Genomic DNA, 20,357 nt, shown 5'->3' on the forward strand with positions numbered 1-20,357 from the left:
CCAGGGAGGGACCGTGGCACGCAGCTTCCTCGGCTCCCTCGCCAACGCCGCCGGCACCCTGCGTACCCGCACCACCGAACTCCCCGTCCCCTTCACCGGCCGCACCGCCTCCTATGGCGCGTTCGCCGGGCCGCGCCGTGACGCCGAAGGCCAGATGCGGGCGATGACCGCGGTCGGCACCCTGTTTGCGATCGTCGATCGCACCGCCAACGCGACCGCCCTGGTCGACTGGAAGCTGTACCGCAAGGCCAAGTCCGGCAAGCGCGAGGACCGGACCGAGGTCACCGCGCACGCGGCCCTCGACCTGTGGGCCCGGCCCAACGCCTTCATGCCGCGGCAGGAGTTCGTCGAGACGTTCCAGCAGCACTTCGACCTCACCGGCGAGGCATGGTGGGTCATCGCCCGGCACGCCCGCTCCTCGATGCCGCTGGAGCTGTGGCCCGTCCGCCCGGACCGCATGACCCCCGTCCCCGACCGCGACCAGTTCCTGTCCGGCTACATCTACACGTCGCCCGACGGGGAGCAGGTCCCGCTGGAGCTGGACCAGGTCATCCAACTGCGCCGGCCGAACCCGCTGGACCCGTACCGCGGCCTGTCGCCGGTGCTGTCGATCCTGCCCGACCTCGACACCAGCCGGTACGCAGCCGAATGGAGCCGCGCGTTCTTCATGAACAGCGCTGAGCCGGGCGGCATCATCGAGGTCCCCAGCCCGCTGTCGGACGAGGAGTTCGACGAGCTGCGGGACCGGTGGAACGAGCAGCACAAGGGCGTCCAGAACGCCCACCGCGTCGCCATCTTGGAGCACGGGACGTGGAAGGACCGCACGATCTCGCAGCGGGACATGCAGTTCGTCGAGCTGCGGGGTGCGACCGCGGACCGGGTGCGTGAGGCATACGGCATCTCCAAGACGGCGATCGGTGACTTCGAGGACATCAACCGCGCCAGCGCCCTCGCCGCCAAGAGCTGGTTCGCGGAGCAGCAGACCGTGCCCCGCCTGGAACGCATCAAAGGCGCCCTCAACAACGAACTGCTGCCCATGTTCCCCCGGAGCGAGGACCTGGAGTTCGACTATGAGCCGCCGACCCCGCCGGACCCGGAAATCGAAGCGCAGCAGCTGACCGCGCGCGCGAACGCGGCGAAGGCCCTTGCGGATGCTGGCCTGTGGGACGCGGACGACATCCTGTCTGCGGTCGGTCTGCCGGAGATGCGGCGCGCCGCCACCCTGGCCGGGCCCGCTGCTGTGCCGGTGACGGACGCGTGGCAGGAGTCGGTGGCCGGGCTGCTCGGTGAGGACATCGAGAACGCGCAGCGCTGGGTCGTGAAGGCCGTCGGCGACGACAACACCTGTGACCCGTGCCGGGAGAACGACGGCCGGACGTACCGCAACCGGGCCGACGCCTACAAGGACTACCCGGGCGGCCAGGGCTACATCCACTGCGTCGGCGCTGAGCACGGCAACCCGTGCCGGTGCAAGGTCGTCAAGCGCGGCCGGAAGGGACAGAGCGAATGAACAACCTGCCCGCGGGCTTCGCCTCGTTCGTCGCTCGCCAGCGCGAGCAGGCGGAGAAGCTGCGCGCCGCGCACGGCATCGAGGCCCGGTCTTGGTACAGCATCCGCAACGCCGCCTCCACGGAGGAGGCGGAGGTGATGCTGTACGACGAGATCGGCGGCTGGTACGGCGCCACGGCCGACCAGTTCATCGCCGACCTGCGCGGGGTCACGGCACCGACCCTGCGCGTGCGAATCAACTCGCCTGGCGGGTCGGTGTTCGAAGGGATCGCGATCGCCAACGCGCTGCGCTCCCACCCGGCGAACGTCGTGATCCAGGTCGACAGCGTCGCCGCGTCGATCGCCTCCGTCATCGCCATGGCCGGCGACCGGGTCGAGATGGCCCCCAACAGCATGCTGATGATCCACGATGCGTCCGGCGTCTGCCTCGGCAACTCGGCGGACATGCAGGAGATGGCGCAGCTCCTCGACCTCATCAGCGACAACCTCGCCGACGCCTACGCCGCGAAGGCTGGCGGGACGCGCGAGCAGTGGCGTGAGCTGATGCGCGCCGAGACCTGGTACCTCCCCGACGCCGCAGTCGAGGCCAAGCTCGCGGACGAGGCGCTGACGATGCCGAAGACGGGCCAGCCGGTCGAGGGGCCGGAGGAGGAAGAGCCGGACATGCACCGGGCGTGGGACCTGGCCGCCTACGGGTACGCCGGCCCGCCCAAGCCCGAGGCGCCGAAGCCTGCCCCGCCCGCTGCCCGCGAGGAGCAGCAGCCGACGCTGGTCATCTCCATCGCCGACCTCCTCGACGAGGACGCCGTGGCCCGGCTCCGCGCCGCGGTCGCCCCGCCCGCCGAGCCTGCGGCCCCCGCTGTCGAGGACGTGGCGCCGGTCGAGTCGGCCGCCGAGACCACGCCGCCTGACCCCGCGCCGGTACCGGTGCCGGAGGCGTCCGCCGCTGAACCCGTAGACGCGTGGGCGGCGATGATCGCCCACCTCACCCAGGACGAGCCCGACGCGTGGTCGGTGCTGGTCTCCAACCTCACCACCACGGCGTCGTCCAGCGCGGCGACGGAAGCCTGAAGGAGGCACCTGTGGCAACACCCACCATCCCGCGCAACGCCGACGAGCTGGAAGAGATGCTCGGCGACGCCGCGTCTGCCAAGGAGATCGTCAAGTCTCCGAAGGCGCTGACCGAGTTCATCGTCGACTTCGCCAAGGGACAGATGGCGAAGGCGCCGGAGATCGAGCAGCAGATCCGTGACCAGGTCGACCGCGGTATCGCCGAGGCGCTCCGCAACGACCGGCAGGTCGAGCAGATCCACCGGCTGAACTTCGACCCCAACGGCGCGCCGGTGCGGAACAAGCACTACAACCCGAAGGCCCCGGGCGCGAAGCTCGACACCCGGTTCTCGAACTGGGGCGAGTTCCTCGGCTCGACGTGGGACGGCAACCGCAGCCAGGAGTCGTACGCCGCGCAGGCCGACATCAAGCAGATCCAGAACTCGTTCGGTAGCACGGTCCCCGGTGACGGTGGGTTCCTCATCCCCGAGCAGCTCCGCGCCGAACTGCTGCGCGTGTCGCTGGAGTCGGCGGTCGTCCGCTCCCGCGCCCGCACGGTGCCGATGGAGACCCTCTCCGTCCCCTACCCGATGATCGACTCCACCAGCAACGCGTCCAGCGTGTACGGCGGGATCACCGGCTACTGGACCGAGGAAGGCGGCAGCCTCACCGACTCCTCGCCGACGTTCGGCCGCATCAACCTCATCGCCAAGAAGCTCACGCTGTACTCGGAGATCCCAAACGAGCTGTTCCAGGACTCGATCATCAGCCTGCAGCAGTTCATGAGCGAGACCTACCCCGAGGCCCTCGCCTGGTTCGAGGACGTCGCCTTCACCACCGGCAACGGCGCCGGCCAGCCGCTCGGCTACCTCAACGCCCCCGCCGCGGTCACCGTGGCGAAGGAGACCGGGCAGGCGGCCGGGTCCATCGTGTGGGAGAACATCGTCAAGATGTACGCCCGCATGCTCCCGAGCAGCATGAACCGCGCGGTGTGGGTGTGCCACGTCGACACCTTCCCCGAGCTCGCCACCATGGCTCTCAGCGTGGGTACCGGCGGCAGCGCGGTGTGGGTCGGGAACCTGTCTCAGCCCGGCGCCGACGCCCCGCCCATGAGCATCCTCGGCCGCCCGGTCGTGTTCACCGAGAAGGTCTCCTCGGTGGGCACGGTCGGCGACATCAACCTCGTGGATTTCGGCTACTACCTGATCGGCGACCGGCAGGTCATGCAGTCGTCCACCAGCGCCGAGTACAAGTTCGCCAACGACAAGACCGCGATGCGCGTCATCGAGCGCGTCGACGGCCAGCCGTGGATCCAGTCCGCCATCACCCCCAACCAGGGCTCGAACACCCTGTCGCCGTTCGTGAAGCTCGCCACGCGTAGCTGACGCGCCCGGCCGCCGCCGGCATTGACACCCCGGCGGCGGCGCACCACCCGGGTCGGCAGTCCCGCCCCGGCCCGGCCAACCACATGGGAAGGAATCCCCGGCCATGATCGAAGCCCTCGGCAGGCTCGTCGACAGCTCGGTTGGCATTGCGCCAGTCGATCTCTCCGGCGGTGCAAACACCGGCAAGCGCGTTTCCCTCCGGAACGCAGACGCAGTCAAGATCACGCTGTACAAGGGAGCCGGAACGGCTGGCGACGACCCGGTGCTGACCCTCAAGCAGCACACCGCGTCGTCGGGTGGCACCTCCGCCAACCTGGCGATCATCGATCACTACTACCTCAAGTCCGCGACGACCCTCGCGGGCACGGAGACCTGGTCAAAGGTGACGCAGGCCGCAGCCGCGACCGTCAGCGACCCGGGCGGCGCGGGCACGTCGGCGGAGTCGCAGCAGATCGTCGTCATTGAGGTGCAGGCGTCGCAGTTGTCCGACGGCTACTCCTACGTGTCCCTCGACATCGCCGACGTCGGCACCAACGCGCAGATCGGCTGCGTCCTGTACGACCTGTACGACCTGCGCGCGAAGCGGAAGCCCGCCAACCTCGCCGCGGCGCTGGCGTAGGGGGGCTGACTGATGACTGCGATGATCCAGGGCTCTCAGCTCCGCACGATCCTGTTCGGCACCGCGGTGTCGAAGGCGTACCCGACGCTGGCCGTCGAGACCAAGACGCTGTTCAACATCACCGGCGGGAAGGTGCTGATCACGTCCATCACGGGCGAGGTCACCACCGCGATCACCGTCGCGAACACGGTCAAGCTGCAGGCCAACCCGACCACGGGCACCACCAAGGACCTGTGCGCGGCAACGGACCTCGGCACCACCGACACCCCCGCCGGGAACCTGGTGTCCTTCCAGGGCCTGACCGGGGACTCGCTCCTCACCGGGCCGGGTGCGGTGCCCACCATCAAGCAGCCGATCGTGGTGAACACCGGCACGATCGAGCAGGTCACGGCGACCGGCGCGGACGGCGGCATCACGTGGACGCTCACGTACGTGCCGCTCGACGACGGCGCGTCTGTGACGGCGGCCTGAGATGGCTTTGTGGCTGTGCCGGGAGTGCACTACCGCGTATGCGGTGGGCCTCCCGGCGTGCCCGCACTGCCGGTCCAGGGACTACAGGGAGGACGGCGCCGTGTCGCCGAAGATCACCGTGCACGAAGGGCCGTCGGTCGCCGGGATCACCGGGTCGTGGTCCGAGGAAGGCACCCCCGACGTGTGGCCCGCGCAGGCCACCGCAGTAGAGGGAGGTGAGGGGTCATCTCCTGGTACGGACTCCTCAACATCAGCCGAGACACCCGAGAGCGCGCCCGAGCCTGGCAAGTCGGCGGGCCGCTCTCCTGCCCGCACGACGGCGAGCCGCTCATCCAAGGCCCGGACGGCGCGGGGCTCTTCTGCCGGTTCGACGGCTGGCGGCCGAACGGGCGGACCGTCGCAGACCGCGTAGGCCGCCTCAACGCGAGCTGACACCCACCGACACAGACGACGAGGGGAGGTGACATGGGCAGCAGCCTCGACACCAACACCGCACAGGACGGCTACTGGTACGCCCTCCGCGAGGAGATCAAAGCCGAACTCGACGTGAAGGAAACCGCGCGCAGCAACGCGCGGATCGACCGCGCCATCGAAGACGCCTCACGGCGCATCGACGGGCTCATGCACCGCACCTTCGCCCCCGTCACCGCGACCCGCTACTACGACTGGCCCATGCGCCCCTCCGGCGCGTACACGCCGTGGATCCTCCGCCTCAACAACTCGGAGCTGATCTCGGTGACCACGCTCACCTCCGGCGGGCACACGATCACCGCCGACCAGTACAACCTCGAACCCAACCGCAGCGGGCCCCCGTTCTCCCGCATGGAGATCAAACTCTCCACCGACGCAGCGTACGGCGGCGGCGCGACGTACCAGCGCGACGTCACCATCACCGGCCTGTGGGGCTACCGCAACACCGAGCAGACGGCCGGCACGACTGTCGAGGCCCTGGACGCCACGGAGACTGGCGTCGACGTGGACGCGGCGACCTCGGCGGCGGTCGGTGTCGGGGCGATCCTCCGTGTCGACTCCGAGCGGATGATCGTCACCGAGCGGCAGCAGCTCGACACGGGGCAGACCGTCGGCGGGGGCGGGCTGACGAACCAGAACAACGCCACCGCCGTCACCGTGCAGTCGGGCGCGGCGTTCGCGGCCGGCGAGACCATCCTCATCGACGCCGAGCGCATGCTGATCGAGGACATCGCAGGCACCAGCCTGATCGTCCGCAGGGCGTGGGACGGCTCCACCATCGCCGCGCACAGCGTCGGCGCCACCATCTACGCCCCCCGCACCCTCACCGTGCAGCGGGGCGCCCTCGGCACCACCGCCGACACCCACACCAGCGGCAGCACCATCTACCGGTGGATGCCGCCGGGCCCGATCCGGCAGCTGTGCGTGGCCGAAGCGGTCACGGACCTGCTGCAGGGCCGCTCCGGGTACGCGCGCACCGCAGGCACGGGGGACAGCGAGCGCGAGGTGTACGGCCGCGGCCTGAAAGACCTCCGCGCGTCCGCCTACCAGCAGTACGGGCGGAAAGCCCGGACGAGGAGCGTGTGACATGCCGGGCTTCGACATCCGCGTCAACGCCTCCGCGAACGGGCCGATGTTCGACGGGCGGGCGCAGCGCGCGCTGCGCGACTACGAAGACCAGATCAACTACCGGGTCGCGACCGAGGCGGAGAACCTCGTCCTCGACCACCTCGGCCGGTCGATCCGCAACCGCACCCCCTACTACGAAACCCGCGTAGGCGTGGAACGCGCGGGCCGCGGCTACGAGGTCACCGACCACGGCGTCATCTACGGCCACTGGCTGGAGGGCACCGGCTCCCGCAACTACCCGGTCACCCGCTTCCGCGGCTACCGGGCGTTCTCCCGCGCGCGGGCGCTGATCCAGCGCCGCGCACCCGGCATCGCCCGCCGGCTGCTGGCCCGCTACACGGTGAGGATGTGAGATGGCACTCGACCTTGCGTCGCCCCGTAGCTGGCTGACGTCGCATGCCCAGTCGCTGGGCCTGTTCGACCGGGTGATGGGGCATGAGCCGGTGTCCGCGCCGGGCAGCGGCCTGACCTATGCGGTGTGGCTCGGCGACCTGGCGCCGTCGGTCCAGAACTCGGGCCTGTCCTCGACGAGCGCCCGCGTCGTCCTCACCGGCCGGGTCTTCCTGCCTGCGGACACCGAGCCGCTGGACGACGTCGACCTGATCGTGGGCGGCGCGGCCGCCGACCTGATCGGCGCCTACACGGCCGACTTCACCCTCGGTGGGACGATCCGCAACCTCGACCTGCTCGGCTCGGACGGGGACGCGCTGCGGGCCCGCTTCGGCTACCTGAGCCTCGACGCGACCACGTACCGGATCGCGACCCTCACCCTCCCGATGATCGTCAACGACGTGTGGACCCAAGGGGCCTAGATGACCAAGAAGAGCGGGCTCGCACAGGCCTTCTACCTCGGCGGATACAACCTGTCCGGCGACACCGGCGCGGGCAACGAAATCGGCGGCGGCCTCGCTGGTACGCAGGACGTGACCGGCATCGACAAGGAAGCCCACGAGCGGGTCGGGCTACAGCGGGACGGCCGCCTGTCCTGGACGTCGTTCTTCAACCCGGAGACCGCGGCCGACATCCCGGGCACCACCGAGGACCGGGCGCACGTCGTCCTGTCGAGCCTGCCGACCACCGACCGGCACATGATGTGGGCCACCGGCACCACCATCGGGTCGGCGGCGGCGTGCATGGTCGGCAAGCAGATCGACTACAACCCCAGCCGCGGCGCGGACGGATCCCTGACGATCGCGGTGTCGGCGCAGGCCAACGCATACGGGCTGGAGTGGTGCGAGCTACTGACGGCCGGCACGCGCACCGACACCGGCGCGACGAGCGGGACGTCGCTGGACCTCGGCACCGGCAGCACGGCGTTCGGGCTGCAGGCGTATCTGCAGGTGCTGTCCTTCACAGGCACGGACGCAACGATCACGATCGAGGAGTCGTCCGACAACGGCGGCACCGACGCGTGGGCGGCCGTGACGGGGGGCGCGTTCACGCAGGTCACCGCGGGGCCAATGGCGGAGCGGATCCAGACGGCTCGGAATCAGACGGTGGAGCGCTACCTGCGGGTGACGACGTCGACGACGGGCGGCTTCAGCAGCTTGAAGTTCGTGGTGGCCGTGGCCCGCAACAACGTCCAGACGCTGTTCTGAGGGGGCTTGTGATGGGTGAACCGAACCGTCTTCCGCCGCAGGGTCCCGTCGGCGCGTACCAGACGTTCAGCGTGCGCTCCCGCCCGGACAAGGCCGTCCGCACCGTGTGCGAGCAGGTCGGGTGTGCGGCGTGGCGGCAGGGCTGGGAGTCCGTCATCGACGAGGCGACAGACCTCGGTAAGCAGCAGGCGCAGTACATCCGCACCCAGTCCGGGCGGACGTTCCGCGAGCAGCGCACCGCCGCGGGGCTGACGGTGTTCCGGTTCGAGTCCGGGCAGCGCTGCTTCGCCGACCACAGGACCCGCCCCGAGCTGTACCTCGTCCGTGACGGGGACTTCCGGGGCAACCCGACCGGCCGGAAGCGCGTGCACACGCGGCCGGCGGACTGGGTGGAGCACATGCAGGAAGAATTCGGCCGGTTCAACGACGACCGGAAGCGGGGCTGAGCGATGAGCGAGTCGAAGCGCTGGCGCCTGTGGATCGACGACGAGGACCGCACCGACGAGTGCGACGACCTCGACTTCGGTGTCCCCGCCCTGGTGTACAACGCGCCCGGCGATGAGGGCGCCAGGCGCAGCGTCCTCGGCCCCCGCGGCTTTTGGATTGCGCTGACCGGACCGAGCGAAGGGCTAAGCGCTCTGGCGCACGACGGCAAGCAAGTCCACCGGCTCAAGCTCGCGTTCGGCGCCGAGGCGATTCCGGTGCCGGTGGAGTTCCACGAGGAGTGGACCGAGGCCAGCGGGGTTCGCAAGCTGTTCGGCTGCCTCGCTTCAAACCGTGACCACGAACCGCAGTGGGTCACCGAATCGCAGCTCGCTGAGGCGTAGCTCCAATAGAAGGGAACGATCATGGCGAAGGAATCGGGCCTCGGCTGGACCACGCTGAACGTGGACGACAGCTCCGGCACCGCACGGGACATCCGCAACGACGTCACCAACTTGGACTGGTCCATGCCGCGCGGCGTGCAGGACGTGACCGGCATCGACAAGTCCGCGATCGAGCGGCTGCTGCTGCTGGCGGACTTCTCCGGGAACATGAACGGCGTCTTCGACGACGGCTCCAACCTGGCGCACGCCGTGCTGAAGACCGTCGGCTCGACGTCGGTCGCACGGACGATCGGCATCGTCATCTCCGGCCAGACCCTCAACAACGAGTGCCTCATCACCGACTACGCCCTCACCCGTGCGGCGTCCGGCGAGTTCACGTGGCAGGCCCCGTTCTCCCTTCAGGACGGCACCACGCCGACCTGGTCCTGACCTGCCACTACGTCTGATTGGAGGTCGGCCGTGGGATTCCGCGAGCCCGACAGCACCATCACCGTCCGCTTCGAGCCGGGCCACATCTACCACGGCCTCGAAGCCACGCTCCGCAGCATGACCATCGAGGAGTACGCGGCCGCCCTCGGCTGGGACGGAGGCGAGGGCGACAGCCAGGGACAGACCCTGGAGCGCTTCTACAAGGCGCTCATCTCCTGGAACCTCACCGACAGCCGCGACCAGCCCATCCCCGTCAGCGAAGCCCGCCACCGGGACAAGCGGCTCATCCTCGCCCTGAACAACGCCTGGGTGGAATCGCTGACGGGGGTCCACAGCAGCGACCCTTTGCCCGACAGCTCTACCTCTGGCGAGAACTCCCCGGCGCCAGCAATTCCGATGGCACCACTGTCGGAGAGCCAGGCGAGCTGAGTTTCGCCCGCCGCATCCTCGGCCTGCTGCGCGAGTTCCCCGGCTACACCCTCACCACGCTGCTGCAGGAAGACGTCCGCCTGCTGCGTCTGCTCAGCATCGAACGCCTCGGCACCCCCGACGAACCCGACACCACGGAAGGAGGTGAAGACCAGTGGCCGGAGATGACGTGAACATCCGCGTCACAGCCACCACAACCCAGGCACAGCGCGCCTTCCGCGACCTCAAGGGGGAGGTGCGCGGGCTGAAGGGCACGCTGATCCCGCTCGCCGCGGCTGCGGCCCCGCTGGCGGCCGCCATGGCGCCGATTGCGGTGAAGGCGGCCGGCGCCGGGGTGGCGGTGGCGGCGTTCGGGGCGGCGGTGGCCGGGCAGGTGTCGCACCTGTCGGACGCGTCGAGTGCGCAGGACAAGTACACGGACGCGGTCACCAAGTACGGGCGCGGCAGCAAGCAGGCCGCCGAGGCGCAGCGCCTGCTGTCGACGACGCTGTCGTCGATGCCGCAGGCGACCGCGCGGGCGGCGGTCGGGCTGCAGACGCTGAAGACGAACTTCAAATCCTGGTCGGACGAGCTGTCCGGGTTCACGATGACGCCGGTCGAGAAGGGCTTCACGCTCCTCGACCAGCTGCTGCCCCGGCTGACGCCGATGGTGAAGGGCGCATCGACGCAGCTGGACCGGCTGATGTCGGTGGCGGGCGGGGCGATGACGACGTCCGGCTTCGACGTCCTCGCCGACAAGGTCAGCACGTTCGCAAACCAGTCACTGAAGGACGCGACCGACGGGGCGATCCACTTCGCGCGGGCCCTGTCGCAGGGTGAGGCGTCCGGCCCGATCAAGGCGTTCATGGAGTACGCGGAGAAGAACGGGCCCGTCCTCCGCGAGACTCTCCGCAACGTCGGCGAGGCGGTAATGACCCTGGTCGAAGCCTCCGCAGACGCCGGGCCGGGGATGCTGACGCTGGTGAACGCGGCGGCGAAGCTGGTCGCCTCCCTGCCGCCGGGGCTGGTCGCCACGCTGATGCAGGCGGCCGTCGCGTTGAAGGCCGTCCGCCTGGCGAGCGCCGGCTTCGACGCGGCGGCCGGGCTTGTGGCTGCGTTCTCGGCTCGGCTCACGGCGTTGAGAACAACGGCGACGACGGCCGGCGGCGGCATGGCCGGGCTGAATGCGGTGTTCTCGTCGACCAAGGCGAAGATCGGGCTGGCGGCGGGCGCGGTCGGCGCGCTGGTGCTGACGCTGCATGAGCTGTCGGGCAACAAAGCCCCGGTCGCCGTGGACGAGTTGTCGACGTCGCTGAACACGCTGGTCACCACGGGCAAGGTGACCGGCGCGCTCAAGACCAACTTCAAGGAGATTTCCGAGAGCATCGCGATGGTGTCGAAGGGCGCCTCCGACAACAAGTTCGCGCAGCTCACCTCCGACTTCGGCACCTGGATCGGCGTGTCCACGGGGCCGGGTATCTCGGATGCACGCAAGAACGTCGACGCGTGGGATAAGTCGATGGCCCAGCTCGTGGAGAGCGGGCACACGCGGGAGGCCGCAGCCCAGTACGAGATCCTGAAGAAGGCGTGGGTTGCCGGCGGTGGGGATCTGAAGCGGCTTGGCAAGTTCACGGACGACTACAAGAACGCGTTGGCGGATCAGAAGTTCGAGGCGAAGCTCGCCGCGGACAGCATGGGCGTTTTCGGGCAGGCAGCGCAGGACACCTCGGCCAAGTTGGACGCGCAGACGGCCAGCGCTGATGGGCTACGCCAGTCGATCCTCGCTCTCAACGAGACCAACCGCAGCGCCTATGACGCGCAGATCGGGTTCGAGGCGTCCCTGGACGACCTGACCGCGTCCTTCGAGAAGAACGGCGCCACCCTCGACCTGAACACCGAGAAGGGCCGGGCCAACGGCGAGGCCATGTCGCAGGCGGCGAAGGCGCAGGACGACTTCATCGCGGCTGGTGTCGCAGCCGGGGACTCGCTGGGGTCGATGACGAAGAAGTCGGACGAGCTGCGTTCCACGATGCTGAAGTTGGCGACGGAGGCGTTCGACGGGAACAAGTCCAAGGCCCGCGAGTACGTGAACACGTTGCTCGGCGCGCCGTCGGAGATCAAGACGCTGGTGAAGCTGGAGCGCGAGGACGCGATCTCCGGGTTGAAGGCGGTGAAGGCGGCGTTCCAGGCGCAGCCGAACGCTAAGAAGATCACCGTAGACACGCTGAACGGCGCCGCAATCAAGGCCCTGGAAGCGGTGGGGCTGAAGGTCAAGCAGTTGCCCAACGGCAAGACGCAGGTCACCACGAAGAACGGCAGCGCCCTGTCGGCGATTGACGCGGTGCGCCGGGCATTGAACAACCTCAACGGCAAGACCGCGGTCACGTGGACGATCAACAAGGTCAAGACCGAGTACTCCCTCGCGAGCCACATCTCCGGCGGGAAGTCGGCACACGAGCTCACTGGTGCGACGGGCGGTCTGTTCACCGGGAAGCGGTTCCGGTATGCCGACGGCGGCCCCGTCAGCGGTCCCGGGACGGGCACGTCGGACGACGTGTTCGCGCCGTGGCTGTCGAACGGTGAGTTCGTCATCAAGGCCGCGTCGGTGCGCAAGTACGGCGAGCGGTTCTTGCAGCGCCTCAACGACGGCCGGGTAGAGATGCCGCGGTTCGCGAAGGGCGGGAAGGTCAGCAAGCAGGCGAAGGCCGAGCAGCAGGCCCGGCATGACGCCATGGGCGACCTGACCGTCAGCCACTTCGGCCAGTACGCGGGCTACCAGCGCAGCGAGTTCGGGTCGTCGCTTGCGAAGCCGGACTCGATCGGCGCGCTGGTGAACGCGTTGAACCAGTGGCGTTCGATCATCATGAAGGCCACGCACGGCAGCACCGAGTCGAAGCTGCTGAAGCAGCTCGACCAGACGGGCAAGCAGCTCCTCAAGTACGAGAAGCAGCTCAACACGGTCACCAAGAGCCTGGAGAAGGCCAAGGACAAGCTCAACAGCTTGAAGGACGCCGCCGCCTCGCTGGCGTCGTCGGTGAAGGGCAACCTGATCTCCTCGGCGAACATCACCAAGGGCGCGTCGGGTGAGGGCCCGGTCACCCTGTCGTCGATCAAGTCCGGGATGGTCGCCGGCAGGGACAAGGTCGTCGCGTTCGCCTCGGCGTTGAAGCAGCTCAAGGCGAAGGGCTTCAGCAAGACGATCATCCAGCAGGTGGCCGAGGCCGGCATCGACGGCGGCGGCCTGGAGACCGCGGGTGCGCTGCTGCAGGCGTCGTCGTCTGAGGTGCAGTCGATCAACCAGCTGCAGGGGCAGATCGAGTCCGCCGCCGGGTCCGCGGGGAAGACGACCGCGGATGCGGTGTATGGCGGGGCGATCAAGTGGCAGCAGATGCAGGTCAACAAGCTGTCGCACTCGCAGGAGAAGCTGTCCCGGTCGATGGACAAGCTGGCGAAGACGATGGAGAAGTCCATCGAGCAGGCGTTCAAGGGCAAGGCGGCGGGCGGGATCGTCGGCGCGGCCGCGTCGGGCGGGATCCGCTCGAACCTGACGTGGGTGGGCGAGCAGGGACCGGAGCTGCTGGACCTGCCGGCCGGGTCGCGGGTGTGGTCGAACGCGGACTCGCGGCGGAAGGCGGCGCCGTGGGCGTCGATGCTGAACACCTACCACCGTGCGCCCGTTGGCCCTGCGCGCGCGGCCGTGGCGCCGGGCGGGGACGGGCAGCCGCTCGTCATCCAGGTGCGCATCGGCGAGCGCGATTTCGGCGAGCTGTGGGTCGACACCGGCCGCAAGGCCGTCCGCGCCCGCGGCTCCATCGAGGCAACCCTGCGGCCACCGCGCGGCAGGTAACAGAGAGGAACCCGTAGTGCCCTTCATCGTGTGGAACGGGCCGGCGCCGACGACTGCCGCGCAGCAGTCGGTGACGACCGGCACCAGCATCAAGACGATGCTCCAGCTCTCCACCCCGTCGACACGGCAGATACAGCTGCTGGAGTGGGGCTGGTCGTCGGACGACCCGCCCGGCGCGGACGGCGTCATCGAGCTGCTGCAGACCGACGTCGCCGCGACGGTGACCGCGCACGTCGCCTCCGGGGTGCAGAACCTGGACCCGAACGGTGCGGCCTCGCTGCTCACTCTCGGCACCAGCGCGACCGGCTACACGTCCACCGCGGAAGGGTCGACGACTGCGACCCGCGTGTTCGATGCGATCTCCCTGTCGTCGGTGTCCGGGGAGTCGGGGCTGTCGTATGTGCGGCAGTGGATGCCCGACGCCCGGCCGATCATCCCCGTGTCCAAGTTCTTGCGGGTGCGGGCGACGACACCGACCACGGCGATCGACATGCGCTGCTACATCGTGTTCCAGGAGTTGGGCTGACCGATGCCGTCGATCGCTCCTCTCGTCGCCGCGTGGAAGCGGCGTGCCCGTAATCTGCCTGGCCCGCTCGCGGGTACCGGGGAGGTGTCCAACGGGGAGCCGGTGCAGGTGGAGATGCTGGTGTCCGGCGTGTGGGTGGACATCACCTCGTATGCGATGGTGCGGGACGACTCGGGCAGCATCAGCGTGTCCGGGGGGATCACGGGCGGGGAGGGGTCGCAGACGGAGCGCGGGCAGGCCCGCCTGGTGCTGAAGAACCAGGACGGCCGCTTCTCCCCCCGCAACCCGTCGGGCCCGTACTACGGGGCGATCGGTCGGAACACCCCCATCCGCATCAGCGTGCCGGACGGCCTCGGCGGCAAGAGCTACCGGATCTGGGGCGAGGCCACCGCGTGGGAACCCAACTGGGATCCGACGGGTACGGACGTGTGGGTCGATGTCACCGTCGAGGGCCTGCTGAAGCGACTGGCGCAGGCCCCGGCACCCGAGCGCAGCGTCATCTACGAGGCGATCACCGACCCGCCGCTGACCGGGCTGGTGGCGTACTGGCCGATGGAAGACCCGGCCGGGGCCACCGAGCTGGCGTCGGCGCTCACCAACGGCAGCCCGATGACGTGGACCGGAACCCCGACCCTGGCCGCATACGACGGGTTCGGCGCCTCGGACCCGCTGCCCACCATCACCGGCGCCGCACTGACCGGCGGCGTCACCAAGTACGACACCACCAGCGTGACCCAGTACCAGGCCCGGTGGCTCCTCGCCGTCCCCGCCGCTGGCTTCAGCGACGTCGACGTGATCGCCCGCCTGAAGGTCCAGGAGGTCGCCGCCGGGGCGTCGCTGCTGAACTACTTCGACATCCACTACAACGACCCGCCGGGCGGTCTCGGCAGCTACGGCGGGCCCGGCACGCTGACCATCACGGCCAAGGACGGCGACGAAGCCACGATCGGCAGCAACGCCTCCACCACCATCGACGCGCGCGGGCGCCTGCTGCGGGTGTCGGTGGAGATCTCCCTCAGCGGCGCCGACATCACCGGCACGCTACGCATCCTGGACATCAACACGGGGGTGACGGACTCGGCGTCCATGACGGTCGTCTCGACGAGCATGTCGCGGGTGCTGTCGGTGAGCCTCGGCCCCAGCACTCTCGGGGGCAGCGCGGGCGTGGTCGGCGCGGCGGTGGGGCACCTGCTGCTGCAGACGACGATCACCGACATCGACGACTTGGGCCGGGCGATCCAGCCGTCCGGGGAGACCGCGGGCCGCCGGATCCAGCGCCTGTGCGGCGAGGAGGGCATCCCGTTCGAGTGGATCGGCGACCTCGACGACACCGCCGCGCTGGGCGCGCAGGGACGGCAGAACCTGCTCGCGCTGGTGCAGGAGGCGGTGCAGGCCGACGGCGGGCTGCTGTACGAGACCACTGACGTCCTCGGCCTCGGCTACCGCACCCGCGCCTCCCTGTACAACCAGGACCCCGCGCTCACCCTCTCGTACACCGGCTACCAGTTCGCCGAGATCCCCGTCCCGGTCGAGGACGACCGGTACACGCAGAACCGCGTGACCGTCACCGTGGGCGGGGTGTCCGCCACCTATGAGGAGACGGACGGCCGTCTGTCGACGGAGCAGCCCCCGGCGGGGGTGGGCGTGTACGGCTCCGACGTCACCCTCAACCTCGCCACCACGGACCGGGCGACGCTGCTGGATCAGGCGGCATGGCGGGTCCACCTCGGCACCGTCGACGAAGCCCGCTACCCGACGGTCACCGTCAACCTCGCCCACCCCTCCATCACGCCGGAGTTGAAGCGGGCGATCCTGGGCCTGCGGATGGGCGACCGGGCCCGGTTTACGGGCATGCCCGCGTGGCTGCCGCCGGACGACCCGGACCAGCTGGTGCTCGGCACCGAGGAGACGATCAGCCACTTCCAGCACAAGCTGACGTTCACGTGCGCGCCCGCGTCCCCGTACTCGTACGTCGGTGTCCTCGACGCCACGGCAGCCCGCATCGACGTGGACTCGCAGCTGGTCTCCGCCGTGTCCTCGTCGGCCACATCGTTGGTGGTGGCCCCGGCCGCAGGGGAGACGGACCTGTGGACGACGGACAGCGCAGAGGTGCCGTGGGATGTCCGCGCAGGCGGGGAGGTCATGCGCGTCACGAGCGTGACGCCGTGGCTCAGTGACACGTTCACGCGGACCGCATCCTCGTCGTGGGGCACCTCGGACACGGGGCAGACCTGGTCCAACTCGGGCGGCACCTCGGCGGACTACGCGGTGTCGGGCGGCGTCGGCACGCACACCCTCGCCTCGGTCAACGTCTCCCGCCGCTGCTTCATCGACACCACCATCTTGGACTGGGACCTGTACTGCGACGTCGCCGTCTCCGCGACCGCGACCGGCGGCTCAATCTGGGGCGGGCCCACCGGCCGGCACATCGACTCCGACAACCTCTACCAGGCCAGGCTCGAGTTCGACACCAGCTCCGTGGTGACGCTGGCGATCCGCAAGCGCTCCAACGCCGTCGAGACCAGCCTCGGCACGTACGTCCTGCCCGGCACCTACACCGCCGGCGTGTTCTACCGGGTGCGTTTCCAGGCGCGGGGCGCGGTGCTGCGGGCGAAGGCGTGGCTGGTGACGGATGTGGTGGAGACGCCGGAGTGGCAGGTCACCGTCACGGACGGCACGCACTCGACGACGAACTACTTTGGGGCCCGGTCGATCGCCTCGTCGGCGAACACCAACGTCAGCCCGCAGGTCAGCTACGACAACTACCAGGTGACCAACCCGCAGACCTTCACCGTCACCCGCAGCATCAACGGCGTCAGCAAGGCGCAGGTCGCGGGTGAATACCTGTCCCTCGCCAACCCCACCATCCTCTCCCTGTAAGGAGGCCAGCCTGTGGCCGAGTCCTACCCGACGTTCCTCGGCGGGCAGCGCATCACCGCGAGCCTCCTGCGCTCGTCACAGATGCAGACCCTCCGCAAGACCGCCGACACCCAACGGTCGGCGACCACAACGACCACCGCCGACCCGCACCTGCAGACCGACGTCGTCGCGGGCGCCGTCTACATCTGGGAGGGCTGGATCAAGTACGACACGCCGACCGCCGCCGACATCAACATCGATTTCAGCGCGCCGTCCGGGGCGCTCGGCGAGTGGACGGCGATCGGCGCCGGTAGCTCCCCTGTGATCGGCTCGACCGCTGCGCCGGCGCTGCAGACGGACACGCAGGACGCGCGCGGTTACATGCTCCGGGTGGAGACCAACGACGTCACCGCGGCGAGGAGCTACGGCGGTCTCGGTACGGGTGGCACACCGATCACCCTGCACCTCAAGGGCACGCTACGGGTCGGCAGCACGGCAGGCACCTGGAGCCTGGACTGGGCCCAGTTCTCCAGCAACGCGACCGCGACGACGGTCTACACGGACTCGTGGATATGGATGCTGCGGGTCGCATAAGGAGGAGCTATGGCGAACTACACAGTCACCGGCCGAGACGCCGGCGGTCTGCCGGTGGTTTCGGTGACGCTGGCATCGATCGACCAGGAGCAGCAGGTCGTCGCCGAGATGACCATCGTTGACGCGGTCCGGGACTGCCTGGCCGCGGTGCCGGGTGTGCAGTCCGTGCTGGCCCGCAAGTACGAGCAGATCATCACCATCGTCTAGGAGACCCGCATGGCCACACCCCTCACCCCGTCCGCGTTCCTCGCCGCCCTGAAGGCGGAGGGCGTGAAGGTCGTCGAGGTCGGCGACTGGCGCCACCACAACCGGGAAGGGCACGGCGCTTGGGGCCCGGTGCACGGCGTGATGGTCCACCACACCGTCACCAAGGGCACCGCCAACACGGTATCCATCTGCACCAAGGGCTACCCCAGCCTGCCCGGCCCGCTGTGCCACGGCGTCATCGACAAGCAGGGCGTCGTCCACCTCGTCGGATACGGTCGCGCCAACCACGCCGGACTCGGCGACGGCGACGTGCTGAACGCGGTCATCGCAGAGAAGCCGCTGCCCCCCGCGAACCAGGCCGACACGGACGGCAACGCGCGCTTCTACGGCTTCGAGTGCGAGAACCTCGGCGACGGCGCCGACCCGTGGCCTGCCGTCCAGGTCGAGGCGATCGTCCGCACCGCGGCGGCGCTGTGCCGGGCGCACGGCTGGGGCAAGGACGGCGACACGTCCGTCATCGGGCACAAGGAGTGGCAGCCCGGCAAGGTCGACCCGCGCGGGCCGGGGATCACGATGCCGGACGTGCGGAAGCGGGTCGCGGAGCGGCTCAAGCACGCGGCCGGCTGGTCGCCGAACAGCCCCGCCCCGGCGCCGACGCCGACCACAGTCGAGGAGCGGCTCGCCAGTCTGGAGAAGCGCGTCACCGCGCTGGAGAAGAAGGGATCATGACCATGACCTATTTCAAGGACCTCGCCGAACGAGTCGTCGCCACCTACCTGGAGGCGTTCGTCGGCCTGCTCCTCGCGGGTAGCGTCGTCGACCTGCCGGCCGCGAAGGCCGCGGCGGTGGCGGCGATACCGGCCGCGCTGGCGGTGGTGAAGGGTGCTCTGTCGGCGTTCGTCGGGGGCTCGCCGCGAACGGCGGCAGCCCTGCCGGGGGCTGACGGGTGAGCATGGATCCGGGCGTCTACATTCCGCCCGCGCAGATGTACCAGGAGCTGAGATCCCTGAGCGATGGCCTGACCCGTGTGGAGACGAAGCTGGACGGGATCGGGCAGGGCCTGACAGAGCTGGGGAAGGACGTCGCGGATCATGAGACGCGGATCCGAGTCCTGGAACAGAAGATCTGGCGAGCGGCAGGAAGTGCGGCTGTACTCGCCACAGGCGGCGGCCTGTTGGCCCAGTACCTGATCCACTGATACGCCGTCCGGCGTAGAATGAGAGCAACAACCGAACATGGACCCCGGCGACGGCTGCAACCGTCCCGGGGCATGGCCGATCTACTGAGGAGATCGACATGACGAAGCCTACCTGCGCCATATCCGGATGCGAGCAGGGGGTCATCGCTCGCGGCTGGTGCCACCGGCACTACAAGAGGTGGCAGACGCACGGCGACCCCTCCTACGTGCCGCCCGTCCGGGACTGGCGCCCCCGTTTCTGGGCCCGCGTGGACAAGACGGCACCGGGCGGTTGCTGGGTCTGGACCGGGAGCGTGGAGAGCAAGGGATACGGCGCCCCTACCATCAACGGCGCGAAGCGGCCTGCCCACCGCGTCGCCTATGAGGATCTGGTTGGGCCGATTCCCGAGGGACTTCACCTTGACCACCTGTGCCGGGTGCGGCGGTGTGTCAACCCCGAGCATCTTGAGCCCGTGACGAGCCGGGAGAACGCGCTGCGGGGAATCCAGACCAAACTCACGGACGATCAGGCTCGCGCGCTGCATGAGCGCTGGAGGTCTGGTGAGGGAGTGACCGCCTTGGCGCGCGAAGTGTCCATGCACCCGTCCACGCTTCACCACCGGTTCAGGCTTCTGGAAGGCCGCTAGCTCATGAGCTGACCGACCGGCGAGGGGCCCCGCCCGCTTCGGCGGTCGGGGCCCCTTCGTTATGCCGCCTCGACGGTCGCCTGCTCGGCTTGTACGGCGGCGGCCCATGCGACGACCAGCCGCTCATACTCCGCCCGCAGTTCAGCCGTGCCCAGCCTGCCGCCGCCACGCTGCCAGAGCGCGCGGATCGCCTCGTTGAGGACGGCGGCAGAGCGCACGCCGGTAGGGGCGGGGGCGTCGGGGGACATGGATCAAGGGTACGGGCTGTCACCCCTTCGGGCGCTCCGGCAGCTCCGTCACGAACGTGCCCACGCCCGGCTGCATCTGCGCCAGCCCGGCGGCCCGCAGCTCGGTCAGCACCCGGCGCGCCGTCATCTGCGCCACCCCGAACTCCTCATGCAACGCCAGCACGCCCGGCAACTGCGTACCCGGCGGATACGTCCCGTCCACGATCCGCTCCTCGAGGATCGCGTAGATCTGCCGCCACCTCGGCACGTCCGGCTCCCACTCCATGATCGTGACGCTAGGTCCGCTCGTGTCACTGAGCGAGACGAGATCGCCTGTTTCGCCTAGCAACCCTAGCTAGCTAGGTCTACGCTGCACAC

Annotated in this window: 24 protein-coding genes; 22 read left to right on the forward strand and 2 right to left on the reverse strand. The window is 69.4% G+C overall.

Going from position 1 to position 20,357, the window contains the following annotated elements; all coding sequences use genetic code 11:
• Positions 1 to 13 precede the first annotated feature (13 nt).
• The 22 genes from ACH4ZX_RS03870 (at position 14) to ACH4ZX_RS03975 (ending at position 19,752) form a co-directional block, all read left to right on the forward strand.
• Entirely contained in the window at positions 14 to 1,510 is a 1,497-nt protein-coding gene (locus tag ACH4ZX_RS03870; protein ID WP_398267012.1) for a phage portal protein, read from the forward strand.
• On the forward strand, positions 1,507 to 2,580 hold the full coding sequence (locus ACH4ZX_RS03875) for a head maturation protease, ClpP-related (RefSeq protein WP_398267014.1): 1,074 nt from the start codon (positions 1,507 to 1,509) through the stop codon (positions 2,578 to 2,580). Before ACH4ZX_RS03870 ends, ACH4ZX_RS03875 begins: the two co-directional genes overlap by 4 nt.
• 11 nt (positions 2,581 to 2,591) lie before the next feature.
• Positions 2,592 to 3,944 carry a phage major capsid protein gene (locus tag ACH4ZX_RS03880; protein ID WP_398267016.1) on the forward strand — a complete coding sequence of 451 codons (1,353 nt, stop codon included), beginning with the start codon at positions 2,592 to 2,594 and terminating at the stop codon, positions 3,942 to 3,944.
• A gap of 103 nt (positions 3,945 to 4,047) precedes the next feature.
• Positions 4,048 to 4,563 (forward strand): hypothetical protein, encoded by a 516-nt coding sequence (locus ACH4ZX_RS03885; protein WP_398267018.1) that lies wholly within the window; start codon positions 4,048 to 4,050, stop codon positions 4,561 to 4,563.
• A 12-nt stretch (positions 4,564 to 4,575) separates the two neighbouring features.
• The gene (locus ACH4ZX_RS03890) at positions 4,576 to 5,034 is read left to right on the forward strand and encodes a hypothetical protein (RefSeq protein ID WP_398267020.1); all 459 of its coding nucleotides are present in this window, start codon (positions 4,576 to 4,578) and stop codon (positions 5,032 to 5,034) included.
• Positions 5,035 to 5,499: 465 nt separating this feature from the next.
• On the forward strand, positions 5,500 to 6,591 hold the full coding sequence (locus tag ACH4ZX_RS03895; protein ID WP_398267022.1) for a hypothetical protein: 1,092 nt from the start codon (positions 5,500 to 5,502) through the stop codon (positions 6,589 to 6,591).
• A gap of 1 nt (position 6,592) precedes the next feature.
• Positions 6,593 to 6,985 (forward strand): hypothetical protein, encoded by a 393-nt coding sequence (locus ACH4ZX_RS03900; protein WP_398267024.1) that lies wholly within the window; start codon positions 6,593 to 6,595, stop codon positions 6,983 to 6,985.
• Position 6,986: 1 nt separating this feature from the next.
• On the forward strand, positions 6,987 to 7,445 hold the full coding sequence (locus tag ACH4ZX_RS03905; protein ID WP_398267027.1) for a hypothetical protein: 459 nt from the start codon (positions 6,987 to 6,989) through the stop codon (positions 7,443 to 7,445).
• Positions 7,446 to 8,231 carry a hypothetical protein gene (locus tag ACH4ZX_RS03910; RefSeq protein WP_398267030.1) on the forward strand — a complete coding sequence of 262 codons (786 nt, stop codon included), beginning with the start codon at positions 7,446 to 7,448 and terminating at the stop codon, positions 8,229 to 8,231.
• An 11-nt stretch (positions 8,232 to 8,242) separates the two neighbouring features.
• Entirely contained in the window at positions 8,243 to 8,677 is a 435-nt protein-coding gene (locus ACH4ZX_RS03915) for a hypothetical protein (protein ID WP_398267033.1), read from the forward strand.
• Between the two features lie 3 nt (positions 8,678 to 8,680).
• A complete protein-coding gene (locus tag ACH4ZX_RS03920; RefSeq protein ID WP_398267036.1) occupies positions 8,681 to 9,058 on the forward strand; it encodes a hypothetical protein in 378 nt (125 codons plus the stop codon).
• 21 nt (positions 9,059 to 9,079) lie between these two features.
• On the forward strand, positions 9,080 to 9,487 hold the full coding sequence (locus ACH4ZX_RS03925) for a hypothetical protein (RefSeq protein ID WP_398267039.1): 408 nt from the start codon (positions 9,080 to 9,082) through the stop codon (positions 9,485 to 9,487).
• A 30-nt stretch (positions 9,488 to 9,517) separates the two neighbouring features.
• The gene (locus tag ACH4ZX_RS03930; protein WP_398267042.1) at positions 9,518 to 9,916 is read left to right on the forward strand and encodes a hypothetical protein; all 399 of its coding nucleotides are present in this window, start codon (positions 9,518 to 9,520) and stop codon (positions 9,914 to 9,916) included.
• Positions 9,917 to 10,070: 154 nt separating this feature from the next.
• Positions 10,071 to 13,742 (forward strand): phage tail protein, encoded by a 3,672-nt coding sequence (locus tag ACH4ZX_RS03935; protein ID WP_398267045.1) that lies wholly within the window; start codon positions 10,071 to 10,073, stop codon positions 13,740 to 13,742.
• 16 nt (positions 13,743 to 13,758) lie between these two features.
• Positions 13,759 to 14,268, forward strand: coding sequence for a hypothetical protein (locus ACH4ZX_RS03940; RefSeq protein ID WP_398267048.1), 510 nt, complete (start codon positions 13,759 to 13,761; stop codon positions 14,266 to 14,268).
• A gap of 3 nt (positions 14,269 to 14,271) precedes the next feature.
• A complete protein-coding gene (locus ACH4ZX_RS03945; RefSeq protein WP_398267051.1) occupies positions 14,272 to 17,148 on the forward strand; it encodes a hypothetical protein in 2,877 nt (958 codons plus the stop codon).
• A gap of 12 nt (positions 17,149 to 17,160) precedes the next feature.
• Entirely contained in the window at positions 17,161 to 17,721 is a 561-nt protein-coding gene (locus tag ACH4ZX_RS03950; RefSeq protein ID WP_398267054.1) for a hypothetical protein, read from the forward strand.
• A gap of 9 nt (positions 17,722 to 17,730) precedes the next feature.
• On the forward strand, positions 17,731 to 17,928 hold the full coding sequence (locus tag ACH4ZX_RS03955) for a hypothetical protein (protein ID WP_398267056.1): 198 nt from the start codon (positions 17,731 to 17,733) through the stop codon (positions 17,926 to 17,928).
• A gap of 9 nt (positions 17,929 to 17,937) precedes the next feature.
• Positions 17,938 to 18,657, forward strand: coding sequence for an N-acetylmuramoyl-L-alanine amidase (locus tag ACH4ZX_RS03960; protein ID WP_398267059.1), 720 nt, complete (start codon positions 17,938 to 17,940; stop codon positions 18,655 to 18,657).
• Positions 18,654 to 18,878 carry a holin gene (locus tag ACH4ZX_RS03965; RefSeq protein ID WP_398267062.1) on the forward strand — a complete coding sequence of 75 codons (225 nt, stop codon included), beginning with the start codon at positions 18,654 to 18,656 and terminating at the stop codon, positions 18,876 to 18,878. The genes ACH4ZX_RS03960 and ACH4ZX_RS03965 overlap by 4 nt, the downstream gene beginning before the upstream one ends.
• A 2-nt stretch (positions 18,879 to 18,880) precedes the next feature.
• Positions 18,881 to 19,126 (forward strand): hypothetical protein, encoded by a 246-nt coding sequence (locus ACH4ZX_RS03970; RefSeq protein ID WP_398267638.1) that lies wholly within the window; start codon positions 18,881 to 18,883, stop codon positions 19,124 to 19,126.
• Positions 19,127 to 19,224: 98 nt separating this feature from the next.
• Positions 19,225 to 19,752 carry an HNH endonuclease gene (locus ACH4ZX_RS03975; RefSeq protein WP_398267065.1) on the forward strand — a complete coding sequence of 176 codons (528 nt, stop codon included), beginning with the start codon at positions 19,225 to 19,227 and terminating at the stop codon, positions 19,750 to 19,752.
• Between the two features lie 59 nt (positions 19,753 to 19,811).
• Here ACH4ZX_RS03975 and ACH4ZX_RS03980 read toward each other — a convergent pair whose 3' ends face one another.
• Together ACH4ZX_RS03980 and ACH4ZX_RS03985 are read right to left on the reverse strand one after the other, a co-directional pair.
• Positions 19,812 to 19,970, reverse strand: coding sequence for a hypothetical protein (locus ACH4ZX_RS03980; protein WP_398267068.1), 159 nt, complete (start codon positions 19,968 to 19,970; stop codon positions 19,812 to 19,814).
• A 49-nt stretch (positions 19,971 to 20,019) separates the two neighbouring features.
• Complete coding sequence (locus ACH4ZX_RS03985; RefSeq protein WP_398267071.1) at positions 20,020 to 20,265, reverse strand: GntR family transcriptional regulator; 246 nt, start codon at positions 20,263 to 20,265, stop codon at positions 20,020 to 20,022.
• Positions 20,266 to 20,357: the final 92 nt, after the last annotated feature.

Origin of the sequence: Streptomyces sp. NPDC020490 (assembly GCF_044335305.1) — a bacterium.
GTDB lineage: Bacteria > Actinomycetota > Actinomycetes > Streptomycetales > Streptomycetaceae > Streptomyces.